The organism is Pseudomonas sp. GGS8, from assembly GCF_024168645.1.
In the GTDB taxonomy this organism is placed as follows: Bacteria; Pseudomonadota; Gammaproteobacteria; order Pseudomonadales; family Pseudomonadaceae; genus Aquipseudomonas.
On the sequence record NZ_JALJWF010000001.1, the window covers coordinates 6,100,110 to 6,125,701 of the forward strand.

Annotated in this window: 29 protein-coding genes; 10 read left to right on the plus strand and 19 right to left on the minus strand. The window is 57.9% G+C overall.

The features are described 5' to 3' along the window. Positions 1-209: 209 nt before the first annotated feature. Positions 210-530 (minus strand): hypothetical protein, encoded by a 321-nt coding sequence (locus tag J3D54_RS27180; protein ID WP_253425137.1) that lies wholly within the window; start codon positions 528-530, stop codon positions 210-212. 170 nt (positions 531-700) lie between these two features. Continuing rightward, entirely contained in the window at positions 701-1,264 is a 564-nt protein-coding gene (locus tag J3D54_RS27185) for an XRE family transcriptional regulator (protein WP_253425139.1), read from the minus strand. Here J3D54_RS27185 and J3D54_RS27190 point away from each other — a divergent pair. The 7 genes from J3D54_RS27190 (at position 1,259) to J3D54_RS27220 (ending at position 8,632) form a co-directional block, all read left to right on the plus strand. After that, the gene (locus J3D54_RS27190; protein ID WP_253425142.1) at positions 1,259-2,284 is read left to right on the plus strand and encodes a DMT family transporter; all 1,026 of its coding nucleotides are present in this window, start codon (positions 1,259-1,261) and stop codon (positions 2,282-2,284) included. The genes J3D54_RS27185 and J3D54_RS27190 overlap by 6 nt on opposite strands. Before the next feature lie 272 nt (positions 2,285-2,556). Continuing rightward, complete coding sequence (locus tag J3D54_RS27195) at positions 2,557-5,487, plus strand: monovalent cation/H+ antiporter subunit A (RefSeq protein ID WP_253425145.1); 2,931 nt, start codon at positions 2,557-2,559, stop codon at positions 5,485-5,487. Further along, complete coding sequence (locus J3D54_RS27200; protein ID WP_007935994.1) at positions 5,487-5,831, plus strand: Na+/H+ antiporter subunit C; 345 nt, start codon at positions 5,487-5,489, stop codon at positions 5,829-5,831. Before J3D54_RS27195 ends, J3D54_RS27200 begins: the two co-directional genes overlap by 1 nt. Continuing rightward, entirely contained in the window at positions 5,828-7,513 is a 1,686-nt protein-coding gene (locus J3D54_RS27205) for a monovalent cation/H+ antiporter subunit D (protein WP_253425149.1), read from the plus strand. Before J3D54_RS27200 ends, J3D54_RS27205 begins: the two co-directional genes overlap by 4 nt. Further along, positions 7,510-7,998: a Na+/H+ antiporter subunit E gene (locus tag J3D54_RS27210; protein WP_253425153.1), complete on the plus strand. Its 489-nt coding sequence runs from the start codon at positions 7,510-7,512 to the stop codon at positions 7,996-7,998. The genes J3D54_RS27205 and J3D54_RS27210 overlap by 4 nt, the downstream gene beginning before the upstream one ends. Next, the gene (locus J3D54_RS27215; RefSeq protein WP_007935991.1) at positions 7,995-8,273 is read left to right on the plus strand and encodes a K+/H+ antiporter subunit F; all 279 of its coding nucleotides are present in this window, start codon (positions 7,995-7,997) and stop codon (positions 8,271-8,273) included. The genes J3D54_RS27210 and J3D54_RS27215 overlap by 4 nt, the downstream gene beginning before the upstream one ends. Continuing rightward, positions 8,270-8,632, plus strand: a complete 363-nt coding sequence (locus J3D54_RS27220) for a Na+/H+ antiporter subunit G (RefSeq protein WP_007935990.1) — start codon at positions 8,270-8,272, stop codon at positions 8,630-8,632. Before J3D54_RS27215 ends, J3D54_RS27220 begins: the two co-directional genes overlap by 4 nt. Positions 8,633-8,757: 125 nt before the next feature. Here J3D54_RS27220 and J3D54_RS27225 read toward each other — a convergent pair whose 3' ends face one another. The 4 genes from J3D54_RS27225 to J3D54_RS27240 form a co-directional block, all read right to left on the minus strand. Beyond that, positions 8,758-9,195 (minus strand): DUF3995 domain-containing protein, encoded by a 438-nt coding sequence (locus J3D54_RS27225; protein WP_253425156.1) that lies wholly within the window; start codon positions 9,193-9,195, stop codon positions 8,758-8,760. A gap of 99 nt (positions 9,196-9,294) precedes the next feature. Beyond that, positions 9,295-10,311 (minus strand): ABC transporter substrate-binding protein, encoded by a 1,017-nt coding sequence (locus J3D54_RS27230; protein WP_253425160.1) that lies wholly within the window; start codon positions 10,309-10,311, stop codon positions 9,295-9,297. A 119-nt stretch (positions 10,312-10,430) separates the two neighbouring features. Further along, positions 10,431-10,634 (minus strand): hypothetical protein, encoded by a 204-nt coding sequence (locus J3D54_RS27235; RefSeq protein ID WP_253425164.1) that lies wholly within the window; start codon positions 10,632-10,634, stop codon positions 10,431-10,433. Further along, positions 10,634-11,104, minus strand: a complete 471-nt coding sequence (locus tag J3D54_RS27240; RefSeq protein ID WP_008035847.1) for a hypothetical protein — start codon at positions 11,102-11,104, stop codon at positions 10,634-10,636. The genes J3D54_RS27235 and J3D54_RS27240 overlap by 1 nt, the downstream gene beginning before the upstream one ends. A gap of 411 nt (positions 11,105-11,515) precedes the next feature. Between J3D54_RS27240 and J3D54_RS27245 the strand changes: the two genes are divergently transcribed. Next, a complete protein-coding gene (locus tag J3D54_RS27245; protein WP_253426805.1) occupies positions 11,516-11,773 on the plus strand; it encodes a hypothetical protein in 258 nt (85 codons plus the stop codon). 148 nt (positions 11,774-11,921) lie between these two features. Further along, positions 11,922-12,152, plus strand: coding sequence for a hypothetical protein (locus J3D54_RS27250; protein WP_253426807.1), 231 nt, complete (start codon positions 11,922-11,924; stop codon positions 12,150-12,152). Between the two features lie 91 nt (positions 12,153-12,243). Here J3D54_RS27250 and J3D54_RS27255 read toward each other — a convergent pair whose 3' ends face one another. Both J3D54_RS27255 and J3D54_RS27260 read right to left on the minus strand, forming a co-directional pair. Continuing rightward, positions 12,244-12,822: a hypothetical protein gene (locus J3D54_RS27255; protein WP_253425167.1), complete on the minus strand. Its 579-nt coding sequence runs from the start codon at positions 12,820-12,822 to the stop codon at positions 12,244-12,246. Next, entirely contained in the window at positions 12,815-13,447 is a 633-nt protein-coding gene (locus tag J3D54_RS27260; protein WP_253425170.1) for a hypothetical protein, read from the minus strand. The genes J3D54_RS27255 and J3D54_RS27260 overlap by 8 nt, the downstream gene beginning before the upstream one ends. A gap of 344 nt (positions 13,448-13,791) precedes the next feature. On the opposite strand from J3D54_RS27260, the gene J3D54_RS27265 reads away from it, so the two are divergent. After that, the gene (locus J3D54_RS27265) at positions 13,792-14,031 is read left to right on the plus strand and encodes a DUF2789 domain-containing protein (RefSeq protein WP_253425173.1); all 240 of its coding nucleotides are present in this window, start codon (positions 13,792-13,794) and stop codon (positions 14,029-14,031) included. 8 nt (positions 14,032-14,039) lie between these two features. Here J3D54_RS27265 and J3D54_RS27270 read toward each other — a convergent pair whose 3' ends face one another. The 11 genes from J3D54_RS27270 to J3D54_RS27320 form a co-directional block, all read right to left on the minus strand. Next, positions 14,040-14,243 carry a hypothetical protein gene (locus tag J3D54_RS27270; RefSeq protein ID WP_253425176.1) on the minus strand — a complete coding sequence of 68 codons (204 nt, stop codon included), beginning with the start codon at positions 14,241-14,243 and terminating at the stop codon, positions 14,040-14,042. A gap of 121 nt (positions 14,244-14,364) precedes the next feature. After that, positions 14,365-15,969 carry a methyl-accepting chemotaxis protein gene (locus J3D54_RS27275; protein WP_253425178.1) on the minus strand — a complete coding sequence of 535 codons (1,605 nt, stop codon included), beginning with the start codon at positions 15,967-15,969 and terminating at the stop codon, positions 14,365-14,367. 218 nt (positions 15,970-16,187) lie between these two features. Continuing rightward, positions 16,188-16,592 carry a TraR/DksA C4-type zinc finger protein gene (locus J3D54_RS27280; protein ID WP_007935965.1) on the minus strand — a complete coding sequence of 135 codons (405 nt, stop codon included), beginning with the start codon at positions 16,590-16,592 and terminating at the stop codon, positions 16,188-16,190. A 326-nt stretch (positions 16,593-16,918) separates the two neighbouring features. After that, positions 16,919-17,941 (minus strand): ABC transporter permease, encoded by a 1,023-nt coding sequence (locus tag J3D54_RS27285; RefSeq protein WP_253425182.1) that lies wholly within the window; start codon positions 17,939-17,941, stop codon positions 16,919-16,921. A 57-nt stretch (positions 17,942-17,998) separates the two neighbouring features. Continuing rightward, positions 17,999-19,564, minus strand: a complete 1,566-nt coding sequence (locus J3D54_RS27290; RefSeq protein WP_253425185.1) for a sugar ABC transporter ATP-binding protein — start codon at positions 19,562-19,564, stop codon at positions 17,999-18,001. Positions 19,565-19,633: 69 nt separating this feature from the next. Further along, positions 19,634-20,560 carry a sugar ABC transporter substrate-binding protein gene (locus tag J3D54_RS27295; RefSeq protein WP_253425188.1) on the minus strand — a complete coding sequence of 309 codons (927 nt, stop codon included), beginning with the start codon at positions 20,558-20,560 and terminating at the stop codon, positions 19,634-19,636. Between the two features lie 52 nt (positions 20,561-20,612). Continuing rightward, positions 20,613-20,783 carry a hypothetical protein gene (locus J3D54_RS27300; protein ID WP_253425191.1) on the minus strand — a complete coding sequence of 57 codons (171 nt, stop codon included), beginning with the start codon at positions 20,781-20,783 and terminating at the stop codon, positions 20,613-20,615. A gap of 144 nt (positions 20,784-20,927) precedes the next feature. Beyond that, positions 20,928-21,980 carry a Gfo/Idh/MocA family oxidoreductase gene (locus J3D54_RS27305; protein WP_253425194.1) on the minus strand — a complete coding sequence of 351 codons (1,053 nt, stop codon included), beginning with the start codon at positions 21,978-21,980 and terminating at the stop codon, positions 20,928-20,930. Positions 21,981-22,271: 291 nt separating this feature from the next. Then, positions 22,272-23,429, minus strand: a complete 1,158-nt coding sequence (locus tag J3D54_RS27310; protein ID WP_253425196.1) for a hypothetical protein — start codon at positions 23,427-23,429, stop codon at positions 22,272-22,274. Positions 23,430-23,453: 24 nt separating this feature from the next. Further along, a complete protein-coding gene (locus J3D54_RS27315; RefSeq protein WP_253425199.1) occupies positions 23,454-24,698 on the minus strand; it encodes an acetyl-CoA carboxylase biotin carboxylase subunit family protein in 1,245 nt (414 codons plus the stop codon). A 93-nt stretch (positions 24,699-24,791) separates the two neighbouring features. Continuing rightward, positions 24,792-25,577 carry an alpha/beta fold hydrolase gene (locus J3D54_RS27320; RefSeq protein WP_253425201.1) on the minus strand — a complete coding sequence of 262 codons (786 nt, stop codon included), beginning with the start codon at positions 25,575-25,577 and terminating at the stop codon, positions 24,792-24,794. Between the last annotated feature and the right edge of the window lie 15 nt (positions 25,578-25,592).

Here is a 25,592-nt window from a genome sequence, read left to right on the forward strand (position 1 = left end):
GATCACTACGTTTCGGACAACCTCGTGGCATCAAGATCAGGCAGCCTGCGAACACATAGATCTGTTCGCTTCAATCCTCCGATTCAAATCGCTGAACGCCGTGTCCTGAGCGGCGGCCACGCGTTCGAGGGCTAGGACCCGCCGCTTTGAACGGAGGCTCACCACGTTCAGCGTCACCGCACGCCTGGCACAATAGGCGAGAAAGGAGATTAAAGATGTAAATTAAAAAGAGCAGTCTCGGAAGTAACTGGATTGATGCCGCGTAAGAAAATCACATACTTAAATTTTCTTTCCGCCCCCAAATTCCGAAGAAACGCGTCTTTGGGAATCAATACTGCAAAATAACCGTCGATTGGATTTCGCAAATTATGTCGTGTTACGACCTTCTCGTTTTCAATATACACATCAAGCGTGTCGCGCTCATTATAATCTTCGTATTCTGGAATAAGCGCTGTGCCCCCTTCAAGTGGAATATCCTCCAGCTTGATATCTTCACCTACAGATTGTTTTATTTTAAGTGGCTCGTACATTTTCTGATCCCTTTTAAGTAGACGTTCCAATTAATCTCGATTGAGTAATGACAACACATCGCTTGGAAACTGCTCGCGATGACGTTTTCCATTTAAGGGTCTATCAAGAGCTTCGTCTACTGTCAGAAATAACAGGTAGCTCATCATTCCCGATGAGCGGTAGTCCGCTATCAAATCACCACATTACGCACAAACCGCACCGCCACGTCCCCATCATTGCGATAGGAATGCGGCTGATGACTGGCAAACATGAAGAACTCGCCAGCCGCAATTTTCTGCGACTGATCGCCCAGCATCAGCGTCAGGCAACCTTCGAATACATAAAGCTGTTCGCTATAGCCTTCGGCATCCGGTTGCGATGGGTAAATTTCCCCCGGTTGCAGGCACCATTCCCACTGTTCCACCTCGCGGGTGGCGGTGGCTTTGGACAATAAAACGGCTTTGCTGCCAGGAATCTTCCCGGCCCAGGCCACTTCGTTGATGCGGCTCGGGTCGCGGGCATCCGGGGCCTGGATCAGGTCGCTGAAGGCCACGTCCAGCGCTTCGGCCACGCGGTCGAGGGTGGTCAGGCTGACGTTCTTCTCGCCAGCCTCGATGGCCACCAGCATCCGGCGGCTGACCCCGGACTTTTCGGCCAGGGCGCTCTGGCTCATGTCGGCGGCGTGGCGCAGACGTCGCACGTTCAGGCTGACGTGCTGGAGGACCGAAGCCCGTTGGGTGGAATCTTTGTGCACTATATTGCTCACCGGGTGGCGTTGCGCAGTATACTGCCCAACTTCGGGCGCATTGTGCGTCTCCCTCAGATGGCGCGCAAGGTCATGACGTCAATGAACGCTTCTCATGCTTCCCCCCGTTTCTCCCGGCTGAGCAAGGCCGAGTGCGTGCTGGTGCTGATTACCATGGTCTGGGGCGGGACCTTTTTGCTGGTGCAGCAGGCGATGACCGTCAGCGGGCCGATGTTCTTCGTCGGGCTGCGTTTTGCTGCGGCGGCGAGCATCGTCGCGCTGTTCTCCTGGCGACATCTGCGCGAATTGACGCTGTTCGAACTCAAGGCCGGGGCGTTTATCGGCGTGGCGATCATGCTCGGTTACGGCTTGCAGACCGTGGGTTTGCAGAGCATCCCCAGCAGTCAGTCAGCGTTTATTACCGCGCTGTATGTGCCGTTCGTACCGCTGCTGCAATGGCTGGTGCTGGGGCGCCGTCCGGGGTTGATGCCGAGCATCGGGATCATGCTGGCGTTTACCGGGTTGATGTTGCTGTCCGGGCCTTCCGGCGCTTCGCTCAATTTCAGCCCCGGTGAAATCGCCACATTGATCAGCGCCGTGGCGATTGCGGCCGAAATCATATTGATCAGCACCTATGCCGGCCAAGTCGATGTGCGCCGGGTGACGGTGGTGCAACTGGCGGTGACCTCGGTGCTGTCGTTCCTGATGGTGGTGCCGACCCAGGAAGTGATTCCGGATTTCTCTTGGTTGCTGTTGTGCAGCGCTTTTGGCCTGGGCGCGGCGAGTGCGGCGATTCAGGTGGCGATGAACTGGGCGCAGAAGAGTGTTTCGCCGACGCGGGCGACGCTGATCTATGCAGGGGAACCGGTGTGGGCCGGGATTGCCGGGCGGATTGCCGGGGAACGCTTGCCGGCGATTGCGCTGGTTGGCGCGGGGTTGATTGTGGCGGCGGTGATTGTCAGTGAGTTGAAGACCAAGGGTAAGGTGGCTGCGACTGAAGAAGAGTTGGAGCAGGAAACCCAGGGTTAAGCCGCAGTATCTGCGTTGTTTGATAGAAAGCCATCGCGGGCAAGCCCGCTCCCACAGGGTCTGGAGGTGTACACGCGATTTGCGTACGGCTTAAATCTCTGTGGGAACGGGCTCGCCCGCGATGGCGTTGGCACAGGCGAAATCGCGCGCCCTGAAACAATGTGAATCAGGCTTTTTCCGTCTACCTTGTAGGATTCTGCGACAGCTTGGCGTTTGGTGATCGGGGAGCTGGCACGTATGATGCTTCATAAACTTCCGCAGATTAGAAGCCTATGTCCCTGATAGTTCTACTGCTTCTGCCTTTTATCGGCAGCTGTCTGGCAGCCTTGCTGCCGCACAACGCACGTAATACCGAATCGCTGTTGGCTGGCCTGGTTGCCTTGATCGGCACTGTCCAGGTCGCCCTCCTGTATCCGCAAATCGCCCATGGCGGCGTCATTCGTGAAGAGTTCTTCTGGCTACCCAGCCTGGGCCTGAACTTCGTGCTGCGCATGGACGGTTTCGCCTGGCTGTTCTCAATGCTGGTGCTGGGCATCGGCACGCTGGTTTCGCTGTACGCGCGCTATTACATGTCGCCGGACGATCCGGTGCCGCGCTTCTTCGCGTTTTTTCTGGCGTTCATGGGCGCCATGCTGGGGTTGGTGATCTCCGGCAACCTGATCCAGATCGTGTTTTTCTGGGAGCTGACCAGCCTCTTTTCATTCCTGTTGATCGGCTACTGGCACCACCGCGCCGATGCGCGACGGGGTGCTTATATGGCGCTGATGGTCACCGGCGCGGGCGGTTTGTGTTTGCTGGCGGGGGTCATGCTGCTCGGCCATGTGGTCGGCAGCTATGACCTGGACAAGGTCCTGGCCGCCGGCGATCTGATTCGCGCGCATCCCCTCTACCCTATTCTGCTGCCCCTGATCCTGATCGGCGCCTTGAGCAAAAGCGCGCAATTCCCCTTCCACTTCTGGCTGCCCCACGCAATGGCGGCGCCAACTCCGGTTTCGGCGTATCTGCACTCGGCGACCATGGTCAAGGCCGGGGTGTTCCTGCTCGCGCGCCTGTGGCCGTCGCTGTCCGGCAGTGAAGAATGGTTCTACATCGTCAGCGGGGCCGGCGCCTGCACCCTGTTGCTCGGCGCTTACTGCGCAATGTTCCAGAACGATCTCAAGGGCCTGCTGGCCTACTCGACCATCAGCCATTTGGGCCTGATCACTCTGCTGCTGGGTTTGAACAGCCCGCTGGCCGCGGTGGCCGCGGTGTTCCACATTCTCAACCACGCCACGTTCAAGGCCTCGCTGTTCATGGCCGCCGGGATCATCGACCACGAAAGCGGCACCCGGGACATTCGCAAACTCAGCGGCCTGGTCAAACTGATCCCGTTCACCGCCACCCTGGCCATGGTCGCCAGCGCCTCCATGGCCGGGGTGCCACTGCTGAACGGTTTCCTGTCGAAAGAGATGTTCTTCGCCGAAACCGTGTTCATCAACGCCACGGCCTGGATCGAGATGACCCTGCCGATCGTCGCGACCATCGCCGGGACGTTCAGCGTGGCCTATTCGCTGCGCTTCACCGTCGACGTGTTCTTCGGCCCGACTGCCACCGACCTGCCGCACACCCCGCACGAGCCGCCACGCTGGATGCGCGCACCGGTGGAGTTGCTGGTGTTCACCTGTCTGGTGGTGGGGATTTTCCCCGCACAGGTGGTCGGCTCGCTGCTCGCCGCCGCCGCATTGCCGGTGGTGGGCGGCACATTGCCCGAGTACAGCCTGGCGATCTGGCACGGCTGGAACGCACCGATGTTCATGAGCCTGATCGCCATGTCCGGCGGCATCGTGCTTTACCTGTTGCTGCGTAATCAACTCAAGCAAGGGCGTTTCACGCACCCGCCGGTGATCAGCCGTTTCAATGGCAAGCGGCTGTTCGAGCGCTGCCTGGTGATCATGATGCGTCTGGCCCGTCGTCTGGAACGGCGGATCAGCACCCGGCGCCTGCAAACCCAACTGTTTCTGATGGTGCTCGCCGCGGTGCTGGCCGGGTTGATCCCGATGCTGCACAGCAGCCTGAGCTGGGGCGACCGGGCGAAAATTCCGGGCTCGATCGTGTTTGTGATCCCCTGGCTGCTGGCCATTGCCTGTGCCCTCGGCGCGGCATGGCAAGCCAAGTATCACCGGCTCGCGGCCCTGACCATGGTCAGCGTCTGCGGCTTGATGACCTGCGTGACCTTCGTCTGGTTTTCGGCGCCGGACCTGGCCCTGACGCAACTGGTGGTCGAAGTGGTGACCATGGTGCTGATCCTGCTCGGCCTGCGCTGGTTGCCGCGACGGATCGAAGAGGTGTCACCGTTGCCGAGCAGCCTGCGCAAGGCGCGGGTGCGGCGGGTTCGCGACTTGCTGCTGTCGAGCGCGGTCGGTGGCGGCATGGCGCTGCTGTCCTACGCAATGCTGACCCGCCAGACGCCCAACGACATTTCCTCGTTCTACCTCAGTCGCGCCCTGCCCGAAGGCGGCGGCAGCAACGTGGTCAACGTAATGTTGGTGGATTTCCGTGGCTTCGACACACTCGGCGAAATCACCGTGCTGGTGGCGGTGGCCCTGGCAGTGTTTGCCCTGCTGCGACGCTTCCGCCCTCCGAAAGAAAGCCTGCAACTGCCGGCCCAACAGCGTCTGCTGGCGCCCGATGTGGTCACCGATCTGGTCAACCCGCGTCACGCCAGCGACACTGCGCTTGGCTTCATGATGGTGCCGGCGGTGCTGGTACGCCTGCTGTTGCCGATCGCCCTGGTGATCTCGTTCTATCTGTTCCTGCGCGGGCACAACCAACCGGGCGGCGGTTTCGTCGCCGGGCTGGTGATGTCGGTGGCGTTCATCCTGCAATACATGGTCGCCGGCACCCAGTGGGTCGAGGCGCAAATGAGCCTGCGGCCGCTGCGCTGGATGGGCACCGGGCTGTTGTTCGCCACCGTTACCGGGCTCGGGGCGGTGGCGGTCGGTTATCCGTTCCTCACCACCCACACCTGGCATTTCGAATTGCCGCTGCTGGGCGACATTCATATCGCCAGCGCACTGTTCTTCGACATTGGCGTGTACGCCGTGGTGGTCGGCTCGACGCTGTTGATCCTCACCGCCCTCGCCCACCAATCGGTACGCGGTCATAAAACCAGCGCGCAAGTCAGGCCCGTGGTCAAAGCTGTTGTCACCCAAGGAGCCATCTGATGGAAGAAGTCATCGCAATCGCCATCGGCGTGCTGGCCGCGTCCGGCGTATGGCTGATCCTGCGGCCACGGACGTTCCAGGTGGTCATGGGCCTGTGCCTGCTGTCCTATGGCGTCAACCTGTTCATCTTCAGCATGGGCAGCCTGTTCATCGGCAAGGAGCCGAACATCAAGGACGGCGTGCCTCAGGATTTGCTGCACTACACCGACCCGCTGCCGCAGGCGCTGGTGCTGACTGCAATCGTCATCAGTTTCGCCATGACCGCGTTGTTCCTGGTGGTGCTGCTCGCCTCCCGGGGCCTGACCGGCACCGACCATGTGGATGGCCGGGAGCCTAAAGAATGATGGCGATGACTCACTTGATCGTTGCACCGATTCTGCTGCCGCTGCTGACCGCCGCCGTGATGCTGATGCTGGGCGAAAAACATCGTCCGCTAAAGGCCAAGATCAACCTGTTTTCCAGCCTGCTGGGGCTGGGCATTGCCGTGATGTTGCTGCAATGGACGCAAACCACCGGCGTGCCTGGCTCCATCGGCGTGTACCTGCCGGGCAACTGGCAGGCGCCGTTCGGCATCGTGCTGGTGGTCGATCGTCTGTCGGCGTTGATGCTGGTGCTGACCGGGATCATCGGCGTCAGCGCCCTGCTGTTCGCCATGGCCCGCTGGGATGGCGCCGGTTCGAGTTTCCACGCACTGTTCCAGATTCAGTTGATGGGCCTGTACGGCGCCTTCCTCACGGCGGACCTGTTCAACCTGTTCGTGTTTTTCGAAGTGCTGCTGGCCGCCTCTTACGGGCTGATGCTGCATGGTTCGGGCCGGGCGCGAGTGTCGTCGGGGCTGCATTACATTTCGATCAACCTGCTGGCCTCGTCGCTGTTTCTGATTGGCGCGGCGCTGATCTATGGCGTTACCGGCACGCTGAACATGGCCGACCTGGCGCTGAAAATCCCGCTGGTGCCGGAAGCCGATCGCGGCCTGCTGCATGCCGGCGCGGCGATTCTGGCGGTGGCGTTCCTGGCCAAGGCCGGGATGTGGCCGCTGAACTTCTGGCTGGTGCCCGCCTACTCCGCAGCCAGCGCGCCGGTGGCGGCGATGTTCGCGATCATGACCAAGGTCGGCGTCTACACCTTGCTGCGCCTGTGGACGCTGCTGTTCTCCGGCCAGGCCGGGGCTTCCGCGTACTTCGGTGGCGATTGGCTGATCTACGGCGGCATGGCGACCATCGTCTGTGCCGCCGTGGCGATCCTTGCCGCGCAACGCCTGGAACGCCTGGCCAGCCTGAGCATTCTGGTGTCGGCAGGCATTTTGTTATCGGCCATCGGTTTCGCCCAGCCGAACCTGATCGGCGCGGCGCTGTTCTATCTGATCAGCTCGACCCTGGCCTTGAGCGCGCTGTTCCTGCTGGCCGAGTTGATCGAGCGCTCGCGTTCAGCCAACGAAATGCCACTGTTTGATGACGGCGAGCTGCTGCCACGGCCTCTGGAATCCTTGCAGCCACCCAAAGGCTTCAATCTCGATGACGACCAGAAAGCCGTGGTCGGTCAGGTGATTCCCTGGACCATGGCCTTCCTCGGCCTGAGCTTCATCGCCTGCGCCTTGCTGATCATCGGCATGCCGCCGCTCTCCGGGTTTATCGGCAAACTCAGCCTGCTCAGCGCCCTGCTCAACCCGCTGGGCCTGGGTCATGACAGCGACGAACCGGTGTCGAACGGTGCGTGGGGCTTGCTGGTGTTGTTGATCCTGTCCGGATTGGCCTCGCTGATCGCTTTCTCGCGTGTGGGCATCCAGCGTTTCTGGACCCCGCAAGAGCGGCCATCGCCTTTTTTGCGTCGTCTGGAATGCGTGCCGATCATGGTTCTGCTGGGGCTGAGCATCGCGCTGACGTTCAAGGCTGAACCGCTGCTGCGCTACACCCAGGCCGCCGCTCAAGCATTGAATAACCCTCAGCAATACGTGATGGCGGTACTCGGCACCCGGGCGGTGTCGAGCCCTGAAGCCAGGGCAGTACTGGTGGAGGTGCAACCATGAAGCGTCTGTTTCCTGCGCCGTGGTTGTCGTTGTCCCTGTGGCTGCTATGGCTGGTGCTGAACCTGTCGATGAGCCCCGGCAATGTGCTGTTGGGCGCGGTATTGGGCTTCTGCGCTCCGCTGATGATGCGTAAGCTGCGACCCTTGCCGATCCGCATTCGTCGTCCTGGGGTGATTTTGCGTTTGTTCTTGCTGGTCGGGCGCGATGTGCTGGTGTCCAACTTCGCCGTGGCCTGGGGCGTGCTCAATGCCGGGCGGCGGGCGCCTCGCTCGCGGTTCATCAAGGTGCCGCTGGAGTTGCGCGATGCCAATGGTCTGGCGGCGCTGTCGATCATCTGCACGGTGATCCCCGGCACGGTCTGGTCGGAACTGGCGCTGGATCGCAGCATTCTGTTGCTGCACGTTTTCGATCTGGATGACGAAGGCCCATTCATCCAGCACTTCAAGACGACTTACGAGCGCCCCTTGATGGAGATCTTCGAATGAGCGAATTGCTGTCGAACGCAATCCTGCTGAGCCTGTTCATCTTTTCGCTGGCGATGATTCTGACCCTGATCCGCCTGTTCAAGGGCCCGTCGGCCCAGGACCGCGTCCTTGCCCTAGATTACCTGTACATCATCGCCATGCTGATGATGCTCGCGCTGGGCATTCGTTATGCCAGTGACACCTACTTCGAGGCGGCGCTGCTGATCGCGCTGTTCGGCTTCGTCGGCTCGTTTGCCCTGGCCAAATTCCTGTTGCGCGGCGAGGTGATCGAATGAGCGCTGAACTGTCTTTGTGGGTGGAAATTCCGGTGGCGATTCTGCTGGTGCTCAGCAGTCTGTTTGCGCTGATCGGCGCGGTCGGGCTGCTGCGGATGAAGGATTACTTCCAGCGCATGCACCCGCCGGCACTGGCCTCGACATTGGGCGCGTGGTGCGTGGCACTGGCTTCGATCATTTACTTTTCGGCGCTCAAGTCGGGGCCGGTGCTGCATGCATGGCTGATTCCGATTCTGTTGTCGATCACCGTGCCGGTGACCACGCTGCTGCTGGCCCGGGCGGCGCTGTTTCGCAAGCGCATGGCGGGGGATGATGTGCCGGCGGAGGTGAGTAGCCGGCGCACGGAAACCGGCAGTTAAGTTCAGAAGTATTGCTGATTGGGCTGACCTCTTCGCGAGCAGGCTCATTCCCACATTGGATCTTCAGTGTTCACAAAACCCCTGTGGGAGCGAGCCTGCTCGCGATGGCGTTAATCCGGTCGACCTCAGATCCAGGCCACTGCCAACAACCCGGCCCCCAACACCACGCACAACGGTGAATAGGCCCAGGTATCCAGCTGGGCGAACCTGGAATCCTTGACCTGCTTGAAGAACCCCACCAAATTCGAATCACCGATCGCCCGGGCGAACATCAGCATGGCAATCGCGCTGATCACCCATTGCAACGACCAGTGATGGACTGTGGGCAGATACAGCCCGACCCGCAGGCACACCAGCATCGCGATCAGCAGCAAACCCACCGCCACAAGCAACGTGCCAAAGCCCGAAGGCTTGAACGCCGGTCTTGAAACCTCACCGCCCTCCCCGGGTATTCGAGGCACCGCCGCCTCGCTGCCCAATTTGCCACCCGCCGCCCAGTACAGGTGGATCAGGCTGATGACCAGAAAGATTGCAGCAATCCATTGCGCGACCAAAAGGCTCATATTCAGACGTCCCGTGTGAAATGTCGCAGCAGGATGAACCTCCTTGCCCGAATTTAAAAGCGCACCGGGATTTATGTGCACCCGGGCCTGCCAATCGGTTTATTTCAGCTCGGCAGAGACCTTGTCCGCCACATCCTTGGGCACCCAGGCCTGCCACACCTGCGGGTTCGCCTTCATGAACGCCTCTGCCGCTTGACGTGGCGGGGTGTGTTTTTCGCTCATCTGCGCCAGGGCCTTGTTCAATGCGTCGATCGGCAAGTCGACCTTGGTGAAGAACTCGACAATCTGCGGGTACTGTTTCTGGAACGACGCGGACACACCGATGGACAGCTTCGAGGGCAGTGAGCGAGTCGGTTTCGGATTAGGATTGTCGGCCTCGGTCAGGGTTTTCCAGGCTTCGGCGTCGAATGGCGGCTCTTGTAGCTGAATCAGTTTGAAACGGCCGAGCAATGGCGTCGGTGACCAGTAATAGAACAGGACCGGTTTGCCACGACGAATCGACGAACTGATCTCTGCGTCCAGCGCCGCGCCGGAACCACTGCGGAAGTTCACGTAGCTGTCGTCCAGCCCATAGGCCTTGAGCTTCTGTTTGTTGACCACTTCCGACGTCCAGCCGATCGGGCTGTTCAAGAAGCGCCCCTTGCTCGGGGTTTCCGGGTCTTTGAACACGTCCTTGTAGCGCGGCAGATCGGTGACGCTGCGAAGGCCCGGCGCCAGCGGCTTGATGCCCTTGGCCGGGTCGCCTTTAACCACGTACTCCGGCACCCACCAACCCTCGGTGGCACCCTTGACCGTATCGCCCAGGCTCACGACTTTACCCTCAGCTTCAGCCTTGACCCAGACCGGACTGCGGCCCGCCCATTCTTCGCCAATGACCTGAATATCATTGTTGGCCAAGGCGGTTTCCAGGGTGATGGTCGTCCCCGGCAAGGTGTCGGTCGGCAAGCCGTAGCCCTTCTCGACGATGATTCGCAGAGTCTCGGTGATCAGACTGCCGCTTTCCCAGTTCAGGTCGGCGAAGTGGATCGGCGCCTGGGCGGCGAATAATGGAACAGGTGAAACCAACAAGCCGAATGTGGCCAGGGTAGTGGCCAGTAACCGTCGAAACCCCTTCATGCTCTTGCACCTCGTGCTGTTCACAGCAATAGCAGGATGGCCTGACAAAGAAGACCGCAAGCCTCTGAATACTCAGTCAACTGACTGTAGTAGAGGTTTCTGCTTTCGAGGGGCGAGGATTACTTTTCGGAAGGTTCCTGCAGGCGCGCAAGCTCTCTTCTGACCATGCTGGCGTACGCCGCCGGACGCAACATATAAATCTGTGACGCCACCCAACTCAGCCAAGCCCCCTGCAGAACGGCCCTTTCAGCCAACAGGCGCTGGGCCTCGGCGTGTGCACTGGCCTGATTCTGTTCGTGGAAATCGGCGCGGGTCTGGGTCATTACTCGCTGGCCTTGAAGGTCACCAGTTCGCCCTTGCGCCACTTGGCGGCCTTGGCAGTCACGGCTTTCAGGGTTTTGGTCAGGCCTTCCTGCAGCTGTTGGTGGGCCGCAAACACCATCACCACGCTATGACCTTCCTTGAACACGATGCCGTGGCCGTCTGCGGTCGTCACGAACGCGTAATCCCCCAGCCCGTACACCGTCAATTTGATTTCGCGGAACTTGATGTCCAGTTTTCCGCCTTCGCGGCTGGGCAATACGGAAGCGCTGAAATGATCGCCGACCTTGAGTTTCAGCCCGGGCTTGTCGTCTACCACCAGCGCCGATTCGGTGTCGATCTCGGCAATGTAAATGCCTTCAGCGTTCTGTTCGGTGATGTAGACGAAACGTGACTGAAACTGTTTAACCAGCTTTGCGCGCAAATCACCCAGTACGAACAAAGCATGCATATCGAGATTACTTACTGCCAAGGAAACATCCCCACATCTGAAAATGATGCCGTACGCAGGAAACGCGCACAGCAGAAATAAGCGGCAATGCCGAGGTGTAGCCAAATGACCCGGGTCGAAATCCTGGAATGAGCAGAGGGCTCATCCATCGCGAGGTTTGGGAAGATTACTGGAACATCCCCCGCGTCGTCTTGCCTGGCGGTCGTCAGATGTTGAAGGAAAACGCCCTTCTAACGGCCAGAGAAAACCGGACTACCAACTTTAGGGAAAAATCTCTTTAAAAAAAGCACTTTTCCGACATATCGCCAGAAAAAAATTGCTTTAGATGGGCAGCAATCGCCAACCAGTGACGGCGATTCTAGAGCAGCCATGCTCACCGAGACTACCCAAAACAACGTAAACACGTCGGTAAAACCACGAAAAGGACTTCATATGTGCACACTGACTCACTTCGCCCAGCCTCACACACACCACACAAACGGCTCGTCACTTCTGCAATCGATGGTAATCCGCCAGCAGGACCTCCTCTCTGAGGCGCATCTTCTCCCGCGTTTTCAGGTGGTATTGGCCGGCAACGCCTTTTTCCATATCAGGGAAATATCCACCGGACGTGTCAGAGGTTTCCGCGCCGACCATAACGAAGCCTGCGCCCTTGCCCGCTCGCTCGAGTCGCGCAATGACGCACCCTGAGCATTCGCTTCTATAGACGTTTCGTCACACCGGCGACTTAACTCAGCCGCCGGCAGGCAACTACTGCCATACTGCCCGCCCCATGAAACCCGTCCCCAGGGCGGACGGCGCTCACTACAACATAATATTTCAAAGGGAAGACGGCTACGTGACGGAATTTGATATCGGTGAATTTTTTATCCGGGGCGAAGCCAGAGAGGTCGAGGGCGAATTCCAGGCAGTCATTATCATGCGCGCCAAACCGCCGTTGACCACGGTGTCGTATCACCAGGTCGAAAAAGATCGCTGGTTCAAAACCGCGGAAGTCGCGGCGATTGCCGCCCGGGAAGCCGCCAAAGCCCTGAAGCTTGCGGTCGATGAAGGGGCATTGAAAGCCTGAGACGGGACAAGATGAAGCGACGGTTCAGGCCTGAAAGTGTCTGCGGCGTGCCAACCTTGCACAGATAGCACGCCTTGTTCTGGACAACCGGTCAGATCAGCTTGCGTTTGACCGCCTCATCCAGTGTGCTTTGAGTCAGTTGTTTGAGTACCGCGTCGCCACGTTCATTGAATGGCAAGCCGACAATCAACAGAATCTGCATCCAGGTGCGAGTGCTTTCCTGTTTGACGACTTTACCCAGCAAGTTGCCGTCCCGGTCCTTGAACACGGTTTCCAGGGTGAAGGTATTGCTGAACGTTGTCGGGATCACGAACAACGTAAAGCCTGTCAGCCAGGCACTCGCGATATTGCCCTGCTCGTTATTGGTCAATGTACTCGTCACATAGAGGTTCGAGTCGACCTTGTCTGTGGTCACGTTCTTGAACTGCCCGGACTCCTTGAACATGGCCAGCATGTTCTGCTCCACCAGCGCCGCATTGCCGACGCCACCCGAGAGTTCGCCGTTGAACTGCTGCTGGGTAGTCACGTGCAGATAAGCACTGGGTTTGTCCTGCCTGGCCTGCATTGGCGGCCACTGGTCCACCGGCGTCAGCTCATGCTGGGAATAGGAAATGCAGCCTGTGAGGGTGCTGCTGACCAAAAGCAGCAGAGTCAGAAGATATTTATTCATGGGCTGCCAGTTCCTTTGACGGTGTACGCAATTGAGGGGTGGCACTGGCCAGCAATTGAGCGATCAGGTCGCGCAACTGGGAACCGCCCAGACGCGGGTTGAGGTAGTCGGCATTCCACAGACCGACATTTTTGTCGAGTTTGACCTGCTCGACCGACCGGGCCAGTTGCTTGCCTTGACGATCTTCAATGATCAATTCGCCGGAAAGGTCGTATTTATCGACGTAAATCGGCCCATCGACCCAGATCCAGATGGTCAGCGTCACCAGCGCGCCGGGGATGTAAGCCGGGTGCATGGTGCGTTTGCCGGCCAGTGAGGTCAGGTTGAACTTGAGCACCACGTCGTCCTCGCCAGCCTTGGCCGGGAACACTACGATTCGCTTGAAGTAATCGCTTTTATCAACATATGCGCTGATTTGCTCGGTCAGCTGCCGGCTGCCGGCGACGCGCACCTTGTCGTCCAGCTCAGGGGCGGAAATCACCACATCGCTGATCTCGGCGCTACGATCGAGCGTCGATGGCGCGGGGCTCAAAGGTTCGCCAATCGGCCCCAGCGGCGTAAACGACACACAGCCGGTCAACGACAGGCCAAGTGCGATGACCATCAAATAAACAAGACGCTTCACTGCTTACATCCTTTTCATGCGGGATCGGGGGGCGGGTCGGCTTGAAAGAAATCACGCAAGGGATGGACAGATCAGCACCACAAGGGGCTAAACCCGGGGAGCGAGTGACACCGACATCCTTGTACGGACTCTTTGAATGGCGGCTTGATGACGCCAAAAAAATGCGACGGCATCGTAATCGTTGGAACAGCGACAAGCAATAGCTTATCGCCATCATTGATGACGAATCCGCAGAAAGCTGCTAAACCCCTATCGAACTCTTGGCGCGCGCCTCCCTCAGATGCAATGAAGCCGCACCTCAGATCTCGCACCCGAGGCGACTGATTATCTGCAAGGAGATGAAGATGGATTCACCCACACATGACTTGAAAGGCTTGTTCGACCAGCTCGGCCTGGACTCCAGCGAAAAGGCCATCGACGATTTCATTGCCCTACATTCACCGTTGCCCGATGGCAAGAAACTCATCGATGCCGCGTTCTGGACCTCGCAACAAGCCGGCTTCCTCAAGGAACAACTGCGTGAAGACGCCGATTGGGCACACGTGGTCGACGAACTGAACCTGCGTATGCACCAAATCCACTAGCCTGAGGCTTAATGCAGGCTGTCGGGCAGTTCGGTGTTCAACTGCGCCAACCAGGCAGCTCTGCACTCCTCGGCTTCATTGCGGCTGGAGAACACCGTCCCCCGACGCTCACCGTTGAGCAGCACCACCCAACAGACGCTCTGCCCCATCGCACGCAAACTGGCAGGTACACCGCTGCCAATCATGACCGCGACATCGACTTTGCTTTGCATACTGACCTCTCGAATTTCATTAGCGACCTAACTATATAGGCATGTTAATGAGTTCATCCACGAGGAAACAGCAACGGCGCTGCACAGCTTCGTTGCATTTGCGGTAACAATTGTCAGGCTCTCAGCGAGGTTTTTCCGGTTTGTAGCCCAACCGCAAACCACCCCAATGCCGGCCCTTGAGCATGATCGGCACCGAGAGGTCGTGCATCAGCTCACCGGTGTCGCGGGTGTAGGTCTGTAACAGTACGGCCTGCTGATGGCTGCCACAGCGAATCCCGGTACGGTCGGCGAACTTGCGCTTGGTACGGTTTTGCAGGGTATCGACCTGCGCGTCACCGGTCAGCGGCTGACTGAACACGGTGTTGTGGGTCGGCACATAACCCTGCTGCGTGCAGGCAATGGCGAACACCAGGCCTTCGTGGCGCGGCAGCAATGGTTCCTGAATCGCCGGCAAGACCTGATCGGTGTAGCGGTCGAAACGGGTCTGGTATTTAGCCGAGCTGGTGTTGGGGATCACCTGGTAATTGCGATCGAACAGGTCATCGAGGCTGATCCGGCCCTGGTCGATATCCGCCTCGAAACGTGCCGCAATCTGACTCGCCCCTTCGCGGGCCAGGTCGTAAATCCGCTGGTGATAGTCATCCAGCCCGACTTCGGCGAGACGCTCGCTGATGGTTTCGGCCTGCCCTTCCATTTGCACCGCCGCCTGGGCCAGACGCTGGGTTTGCTGGTCACTGATCGCCAGATCGCTGCGCATTTGTTCGATGGCGTGAAACAGGCTGTCGAGTTGTTCGCGATTGGTGTCCGCGCCCTGGGCGATTTCCCCGACCTGCCTTTCGACACCGGCGGCCAGGCGCGCGATGTTTTCCAGGTGCTGCCCCGTGTGTTCGACTTGCGCAACGCCGGTATTCAGGTCGCTGGCCAGTTGACGAATCTGCTCCACCACTTGTGCCGTGCGTTGTTGAATATCGGCGACCATCTCCCCGACTTCGCCGGTCGCCGTCGCCGTGCGCGCGGCCAAGCCACGAACCTCATCGGCCACCACCGCAAACCCGCGACCGTGCTCCCCGGCCCGCGCCGCTTCAATGGCTGCGTTCAGCGCCAACAGATTGGTCTGGCTGGCGATGGACTGGATCACCAGGGTTACCCGCTGGATATCGTCACTGCGCAGGCTCAGGGCTTCGATCAACTCGCGGCTGCTGCTGGCACGCTGACTGAGTTGATGCATACGAGCGATGGACTCGATCAGTTCCGTACGCCCTGCCGCACTGCTCTGATGCGCTTCGCTGGCCGCGCTCAAGGCTTCCCGGCTGAGCTGCGAGGTGGCGTGTTCAGTGACGATCATCACTTCAGCGCTGCTGACAATCTGTGCCGCGGCGTCGAGTTGAGATTGCAGTTTGTCGGCCAGTTGCTTGACCGAAAAGGCCACGCCGGCAGCCGACAAGGCGTTGTGACTGGTGGTGTAGGAAAGATCGCGAGTCAACCCGGCGATGGCGCTGGCGCTGTCCTCTGGGGTTGCCTCGGGGAGTGCGCGCGAACGCAGGCGCGGTAGCCAGATAATCAGCACGGCCAATGGCAGGCCAAGGTAAAGCGACCAACCGGCCAATGCCATGCCGCACAGCAAGAACATCAGGGCGATGCTTTGCAAGGTCGGCGTGAGCCACAGGTTTTTCGGCAAAAGTACGGCTGCGGGCACTGCCCCAGCCAGAGACCCGTCTCGCGTCATCGTTTGTCACCCCAGGCATCTTCTAATTGTTGTGTCCGCATTAAACGCCACCACAAGGCCATTATCTATGGTCCGTTAGTAGTGGGGGGTGCAGCAAATCAATAGAAGTGCGTCGGCTTTTTCGCAGACGTCGAAAAGCATCGCGGGCAAGCCCGCTCCCACAAGGTCCGTGCTGAACCTGTGGGAGCGGGCTTGCCCGCGATGGGGGCGCTACGAAATCAGGCCTGACGCTGGTGCTTGTCGATCTGCTCGTGACGTTCTTGAGCTTCGATGCAGTACTTGGTGGTCGGGCTGATCAGCAGGCGCTTGAGGCCGATGGGCTCGCCGCTGTCATCGCACCAGCCGAAGCTGTCTTCCTTGATGCGTTCCAGGGCCTGTTCCAACTGAGGCAGCATGCGCTGGTCGCGATCGATCGCGTTCACCAGCCAAGTGCGCTCTTCTTCGACGGAAGCCGCGTCAGCCGGATCGGCCGGGGTGTCCAGGCTCTCGATGGCGATGCGATTCTGTTCGATGCGCTCATGGGTTTCGACTTTCATGTTCTGCAACAGCTCAGAGAAAAAAGCATGTTGCTCGGCATTCATGTAGTCATCCGCCGGCATGGCCAGCAACTTGTCCTTTGTCATTGATATCTCTATAAAAAAACGTGCATTAAGGCGAATTAGGGAGCGTTCCGTTGAACCTTGCGCGGTCATTGGAACGGCGCCGTTTATTCCAAGCGCCACCCGGCACTCAATTTACGAGGGGCGGCAGTCTAAGGCCGACTTGAGGCCTCAGCAACTGAAAAGACTGCAAATCTGTCCGACAAAGCCCTGAAAGTGCTCTATGGCAAGCTTTGAGGCGCTTATCGGAGTGCGTTTATAGCAAGAAATTCAGTTCAGCGGCTGTATATAGAAGACAAACGGCTGCGCCACGCGGGTCAGGCGTGGCGCATTTTCGTCTTTCGAGTGGCTCAGCGCTTGAGTTTGCGCTTGTTGCGGTACTGGTCGATGACCACCGCCACCACAATAATCAGCCCCTTGATAATGTCTTGAATATAAGCGTCAACACCGACAAAGGTAAAGCCGCTGGCCATGACCCCGAGAATCAATGCCCCGATCACGGTGCCGGTGATGCGCCCTACGCCACCGGCCAGGCTGGTGCCGCCGATGACCGCCGCGGCAATCGCGTCCAATTCATAAGACATGCCCATCCCGGCCTGCCCGGTTGCGGCCCGTGCCGACGCCACCACCCCGGCCAGGCCTGCAAGCAACCCGGCGATGCTATAGACGATCACCAGATGCCGCTTGACGTTGATCCCGGAGGTGCGCGCCGCCTGCATGTTGCCGCCGATGGCGTAGGTGTACTTACCGTACTTGGTGTAGCGCAGGGCGATGTGAAAGATCACCGCCACCACCAGAAAGATGATCACCGGCATCGCACCATGTCCGATGGCCGTGTAGGAATCCGAGAGCATGCTCACCGGTTGACCTTCGGTGTAGTAGCGCGCCAGGCCACGCGCCGAGACCATCATGCCAAGGGTGGCAATGAACGGTGGAATCCCGGTGATCGCAATGATGCTGCCGTTGATCGCCCCCGCCAGCAATCCCACCCCAAGCCCGGTGATCACTGGAATCCACACCGGCAAGTCGGTCAGGGACGGAAACACCGCCCGGGCAAAGTCCGAGGTCTGGGCCAGGCTGGCGGCAATCATCGCCGACAGCGCCAGCACCGAACCGGAAGACAGGTCGATACCGGTGGTGATGATGACTTGTGTCACCCCGATCGCCAGCAGGCCGATGATCGACACTTGCAGGATCATCAACACCAAACGTTGGGAGTTCATCAGGAAGCTCTGGTCGCGCACGATCCAGCCGAACAGCTCGAAAACCAGGCCGATGCCGATCAGCACCAGGAAGATACTCAACTCGGTCGGCAAGCGCCGGCGGCTCTTGACCGGCACCGCTGCAGGCTTGTTTTCCAGTATCGCGTTCATAACCACTCACCCTTCTATTGCGTCGTCGACGGCGGCCATGGCCACAGCCAGCATCCATTAGTGAACCGCGGACATACCCGAGGCCAGTTGCATCACTCGTTCCTGGGTCGCTTCGCTGCGGTCGAGGGTGCCCATCAGGTCGCCCTCGTGCATGACCATGACCCGGTCGCTCATGCCCAGCACTTCCGGCAGTTCCGAGGAAATCATGATCACCGCCATGCCTTCGCTGGCGAGGTAAGCGATCAGCCGGTAGATCTCGGCCTTGGCGCCGACATCGATACCCCGGGTGGGCTCGTCGAGAATCAGGATTCGCGGGTTGGTCATCAGCCAGCGCGCCAGCAAGGCCTTCTGCTGATTACCGCCGGACAAGGTATCGATGCATTGCTCCAGCGACGGCGTTTTCACCCGCAGCTTCTTGCACATGTCTTCACACAACGCGCGCAGGGCTTTCTGCTGGATGAAGCCGTTGCCGACGTAATGCGGCAACACCGCCATTTCCATGTTTTCCAGCACCGACAGGCACGGGAACAGGCCGCTGAGCTTGCGATCTTCGGTCAACAGCGCGAAGCCCCTCTCGATGGCCATATGCGGATCGCTGATGCGCACCACCTCGCCGTCGAGGCGGATCTCGCCACCGTCACTTGGGGTGATGCCGAAAATCGCCTCGGCGACATTGGTCCGCCCCGAGCCCATCAACCCGGCAATACCGAGGATCTCGCCGGCATGCAGGTCGAAGGAGACGTCTTTGAAAATACCGTCCAGCTTGAGGTCGCGTACCGACAGCAACAGATCGCCGATCGGCTTCTCGCGCACCGGGAACAACTGGCTTAGTTCGCGACCGACCATCATCGAGATCAGGCTGTCGCCGTCCATGCTGTCGGCCCGTTGCAGTCCGATGTAGGCGCCGTCGCGGAACACCGCCACTTCATCAGCGATGCTGAACACTTCGTTCATTTTATGAGTGATGTAGATGATGCCTTTGCCCTGGCTCTTGAGGTCGGCAATGATCGAGAACAGGTGGGCGACTTCCTTGTCGGTGATGGCCGAGGTCGGTTCGTCCATGATCAGGATGTCGGAGTCGTAGGACACCGCCTTGGCGATCTCGACCATCTGCCGTTCGGCGATGCTCAGGTTACCCACCTGCTCTTGCGGGTCGAGATTGATCCGCAGGCGCTCCAGCAGTTTGGCGGTGCAGCGATGCATTTCGCGGTGATCGATCATGTGCAAGCCGTTGAGCTGCTCGCGGCCGATCCAGATGTTCTCGGCGATGCTCATGTGCGGCATCAGGTTGAGTTCCTGGTGGATCATCGCGATCCCGGCCTGGAGCGCAGCCAGGGGTGTTTCGAAGACCACCGGTTTGCCCCGCAGGCGCAACTCGCCGGCGTCCGGCTGATAGATGCCGGCAATGATTTTCATCAGGGTGGACTTGCCGGCGCCGTTCTCGCCCATCAGCGCCAGCACGGAACCGGGACGTACCCGCAGCTGTACATCGGACAAGGCCACCACACCGGGAAAACCCTTGCTGACGTTGATGATCTCCAGCAGGTACGGCTCATCGACAGGTGTTGCGGTTGGCTGGATACCCACCAACGGGGTGCTCGAAGCAGTCGCTGAAGCGAACATGATCAGGTACTCCATCAGCAAGGTCGCATCGCAACCTTGCGTGCTTATTGTTGTTATCGAACGGAGGGACTATTTGAACTGGTCAACGTTTTGCAGGGTGATCAAGCGATAGGGCACCCACACCGCCTGCTCGACCGGCTCGTTCTTGGCCATTTTCACCGCGGTGTCGATCGAACCGTCAGCCTGACCCTTGGCATCCTGGAACACCGAGACCAGCAAAGAGCCCTTCTTCACCGCGTTCAAACCGTCGGGCGTACCGTCGACACCGGCGATCAACACACTGCCTTTGGCGACGCCCGCCTGTTGCAGGGCCATGGCCGCACCGATCGCCATCTCGTCGTTGTTAGAGACGACCGCGTCGAATTTGCGGCCCTGGGTCAGCCAGTCGTTGACCAGGGTCATGCCCTTGTCCCGCGACCAGATGCCGCTCTGCTCTTGCTCGATCTTGATGTTCGGGTACTTGGCCAGCACCTCTTTTACGCCCTTGGTGCGGTTGGTGGTGGAGTTGTTGGCCAAATCACCGAGCAGAATCACGATGTCGCCCTTGCCGCCCATTTTTTCGGCCAGGTACTGCATCTGCATCTGGCCGGCCTCCAGATCGTTGGAGGCGACAGTGACCACACCTTTGGGCAGGTTCAAGTCATCGGGGCGGCGATTGACGTACACCAGCGGAATGCCGGCCTTGACCGCCGCTTCGGTGATTTTTTTGGTGGCGGCGGTATCCACCGGGTTGACCACAATGGCATCGACTTTCTGGCTGATGAAGCTTTCTACCTGGCTCAACTGCCTGACCACGTCACTGCGTGCATCTTCGAACTGCAGCTTGACGCCATCGGGATAGGACTTGGCTTTGGTGTCCATGGATTCGCGCAGGTAGGTCAGCCAGGTGTCATCGAACTGCGCCATGCTGACGCCGATCTTCATGTCAGCGAGTGCGGCACCGCTGGCGAGCAGCAGGGACAAGGCCAGTGAGGCGAAACGGGTCTTGGTCTTCATGAAAGGTCTTTCTCCACATTCTTGTTGGTTTTATGGATAAGGCGTGACGATTTCAGTGAGCGGGCAAGCGGACTATCGGCGCACCCGGAATGCAGCAGACCAGGGCGCCCTTGCGTTCGACGCAAAGCAAGCGGGAGACGGAATCAAACGTGACGCGAGGCAGGTCGCGCGAGAGGTGCAGCGCGGAACGTAAAGCATGCAATGCAGAGTTGAAGGTTTTCATCGACGGTACCTGGCTTTGTTTCTTGTTTTTTGGTGCGTCCTTCACTCGCTCAAGGCCTGCTTGAGCGTGATCGGACGTTGATAGTCGGCAACCTGGAAACGACTTTATTAGAAAATAATTTCTATATCAACTCATTTTAGAATTTTATTCTGATTTTATTCCATGACTCTCGAATGGGCTCAACGCCACCACTTGATGGCGCTCGAAACTGAGCCGCGCAGCGTCTAGCACGCGGGTGGTCGCCAGTGCATCACGGGCCTCGACCGGCAGTGGGCCACCGCTCTGTAACGCGGCTTGTAGCTGCAAATAGAACTGGTTCCAGCAGCCTCGCTCGGACGGCACCCGCTCGCGCACCTCGCCCTGTTCGAACCAGCCCCAGCGACGATGCTCTTCGACGCCCCAGCGCTCGCCCTCGGATTTGGGCGTGAGACCGGCCAGGGTCGACGCCTCTTGCCCGTCCAGACCGTCGACGCTGTAGCAGCCCTGGGTGCCGGTCACGCGAAAGCGCGGGCCGGGGGTGTTTTGCAGGCAACTGCCGCCCAGGTGCGAGATCACGCCGTTGGCATGGGTCAGGGACATAAAGAAGCCGTTGTCGAAGGGCTGGCCTTTTTCGAGGTAATCCAGTTCGGCATACACCCGGATGACGGGGCCGAACAACAGCAGCGCCTGATCCACCAGATGGCTGCCCAGATCGCGCAGGAAACCGCCGCCGCTGCCGTTGTTCACCGACTGCGGCGAGAAGCGTTCGATCCGCGACTCGAAACGGGTGACCTGGCCCAGCGCTCCGGACTCGATGAGTTTGCGCACGGTGAGGAAGTCCGAGTCCCAGCGCCGGTTCTGGTAGACGCTCAAGTGCACGCCCTGACGCTCGGCCATGGTGATCAGGGTTTGCGCCTGTTGCGTATCGGCCGCGAACGGCTTGTCACTGACCACCGCCACCCCGTGTTCGATGGCGTCGAGCACCAGCGCCGGGCGACCTTTGAGCGGCGTGGACACCACCAGCACATCAACCCCGGCTTCAACCAGTTGGCCAATGCTGTCGAAGGCCGGTACGCCGGGATGTTCCGTGGCCAGCAGTTGTCGGCGCTCGGCGGAACGGGTGACCACGCCGACGAAGGTCGCTGCCGGCAGACTGCTGATCAGCGGAGCATGGAAAAACCGGCCGCCATGGCCGTAACCGACAAGTCCGATACGCATAGATAAACTCCTTATGGTTGGCTTCAACCCAGCCTTGGGGCAGCAGAAAACCCGTAGAGGATTTCAGATAACGCACAGGTATAGCGCTAGAGTGCCCATCCGTGACAGACCGCAATCAACTTTTATCGTGGCAGAAATGGAATGGCGACACGACTTTGGGTTGGCGCTATCGGCTTCTCCAGTAGCGTTCGCCGGCACACGGCATCAACACGCCGAGGTTAAATCGCCATGCCGATGCCGCCGTGACAGCTCAAGAGAATTGCGTCGATAACTTGATCGCGAGGAGAAGACTCAAACGGCAGGCGAAAGGAACCGAAGGGCCGACTTTGCCGAAGGTCGCTCGTCATCAATTGAGAGCGGAGCAAGGAAAATACGTTCGAAGTAGGCCGAAGGAATACCCGCGCGACCGACACAGTATTCAATAACATGAGCCCAAGATTTTTCATGCAGTCGTGCGTAATCAATATAGCTCTGTGCCTGACCAAGCTTTGAAGCTATTCGCAAGTCAAACGTATGAAAAAGCTCAACGAACGCAACGTCGTCAAGATCTTGGGCTTGCAAGTATTTACGACCGGCAAGTAACAGCACCTCGGTCTCGATGCCAGCCAGACGAGAGAGATAAAACATATCATTCATGGCACGCCGCAGTATCGAGGCTCGTTTGGCGGTGGTTTTGTCCACACCAATCGCGCAAAGCGTGGCTGACACCATGAGGGAGTCCATGAGCTTTCTCTTCATCGATGGCTGCGTCGAGACGTCAAAATGGTCATGAAGTATTGAAGACTCAAATGGAGAACCCAACCCCCTCAATCTGGAGTTCAGCGTCTCCGCGCCAAATCCGAATTCATACCCCAATACACCTGCGTCGTCGCAAATTTCGATAAGGTTGCCGGTATCCCGGTACTCGTCTCGCTGAATATCATAAACAGCGAACGTTATGCCCTCCCCGCGCACCCCCTCCAGACCGTATCGCCATCGGTAATAGCTGTCAGGGAAACCATCGACTTCAATACTCGCCCCTTTCCAATAATCGCTCACGCACTCATACATGCTCAGAGAGCGACTCATCCGGCACAAAAACTTCGTCTGATGTGTTTCCAGCAGGGAAGTCAAAAATCTCGTGACAAAATCCAGCATAAGGTTCAAGGACTGCGGACAACCCAGCAAACCCAACTGAGTAAAACAACTCATGTACTGAAGATCGTGATCCCAGTTTCTCACCACTTTCAAATTCTGGTTTCTGATGCAGCCCTGCGCAATTGAAATGCCAGGAAATGGCAAGCGCCGCGAGACTAAATGTTGCTTGTAACCGGCAATGGTGGAATTGGCAAACAACAGACTGTCATCCTCACTCAACAACGCCGAGGGTGGCGCGGAGGTGAAGCCGAATTCGGCGGCCATTGTTGTAAAGTCAGTCACCAATGCATCAAGTTCAATTTTGTTTTTCACACGATCACCTCAATCGGACGCACTTCAAGCTAAACATTTAACCTTCACGGAAAAACGCTTCTTGATTTCCTGAATGGTAGCGACCACTTCGTCAGCATTGGCCTCGTGGACCACATACATTCCGACTGCGGGATCCTCATAATATTCTTCATTGAAACGTGTGCCGGCAGTCGCGATTTTCTTCCAAACCACACGGTCGCATAGATCAGGATCGCCATCCACAGACACTATCTCGCAAAAACCCGTTTCCTGAAGTGCCAGTACAACCCAGCCACCCGACTGATTGATATCGAGGCCCATGAACCCGCTCGACTTCAGTACCGAGGGCGCCTGAACATCCACATTGAAATTTTCTTTTAATAGATTGACGCCGTAGATGTTATTGATGCATGGCGCGATAGCTGCTCCACCAGGGCGCGAGGCGATTTCCAGAAACACCAGATCGTTATCCGTCTGCAAAAATGCTTCGAGATGGAAGACGATATCGACCGCACCCAGCGAGTGAAGTGTGCGTCGGGTAAAGTTGACTATTTTTTGCTGGAGCATAGGGTCATCAATCAATGCTGACGACATTGCTATTTTTTCATGTTGCCAGGCAAAGCAGTCATCTATATAGCGAGAACCGCAGACAAAAATCAGCTCACCTTGTCGACAGATACCATCGATATGTATCACTGGCGCATCCACAAACTGTTCCACTAGGTGATCAACGCCAAGCGACCTGAGCAACTCCAATTTTGGCACGAGTTCTTCAGTATTTTTTACTACATAAACGTGTCTACTACCGGCTTGCGAAGCCGCTTTGACCACGAGAGGATAATCCCCGGCCGCAAACACCTGCGAAACCGCAGATAAACCTTTTTCCGCCAGTAGCTTTCCACCGATGAACCGGCTGGTTTCAACGCCTTCACCGCGAACAAGCGCCGATTTCATCAGAAACTTATTTCTGAATGCAGACACATCTTTAAGCTTTCTACCGGCTATCGCGTAATGATCTCGAACAGCAGCACCGCACAAAATCGTATATTCAGAGTTAGCGATGACGTAATCGATATTGCCAAAATCGGAAATAATATCGTTACAAAACAAAAATATATCCAACAACTTTTTGTCATACTCCTCCACGTCAAACAGGGCCGGCAGCGAAAGCACTTTATAGTGCTCGCACGGGTAAGCAGGTGCCTCTTTCCCTATATAAAACCAGCGTGTTTCGGCGTCAAAAAAATCGGGATCCACGTAGGAATCACCAATAACCAGAACGTTGCTCATAGGACAATTTTCTCTTGCAATGAATTTTATGGAGCAAAAGTAAGGGTTAGTATTCAAGCTGTCGCACCCGACCACCTCCCCCGTCAAAAATGCTTACATCAGAAACTCATCCAACGCTTGAAAGTAATCCCGCGACTGCTCGAGAAAGGGGAAGTGAGCAGCACCTGTAATTTTAACGACTCGGCAGTTAATCAGCCGGCTCCTGATTTTTTCTGCCTGGTAGTCCGTACAAATATCGTTATCACCGTAAGTCACTAATACGGGGCAACGGAGTTTGCCAAGCAACTCCAGATAGGATTCGCGCAATGTAATATCACCCAACGGGGGGCGTTTTATTGCTACAATCTGATCCTCTGCCAGACTGCTTTTATTACAAATGTACGAGTCAAAAAACAACTCATCTGCGCCAGCTGAGTTCGCATGCATGGCGAAATTATCAAGGCGCTGCTGATTGACTTTCAGAAATTCTTTTCTCTCTGGACAAAACCCCGACAGAACCACTTTGACTCGGCCTTGCGCAAGGTCGTAGCGTTGTAAAACTTCACACAACAGTACAGCACCAAAGGAGTGCGCGATAATGATCAAGTGCTCATCGCGCAAATGACACAAATGAAACCACAACTCCTCCACCAACAATAACAACAGTTCTTCTGACCCGGGACAAAACTGTGTATCTTCTTTATATGAGAATTGGTTATATAAATAGCAACCATACGAATTTTGTACACTCCACGCCTGAAATGGACGCATCAATGAACTGTCGACGGGGCGGCCGTGAATGCATAAGACGTTGGTTGAACCCTTCGAACCAACCAGCCACTGACGTTTTTTGTAATGCGGAAAGCGTTTAACGACTTCGCGCCTATATTCATCGGACATCGCCCGTCACCTCCC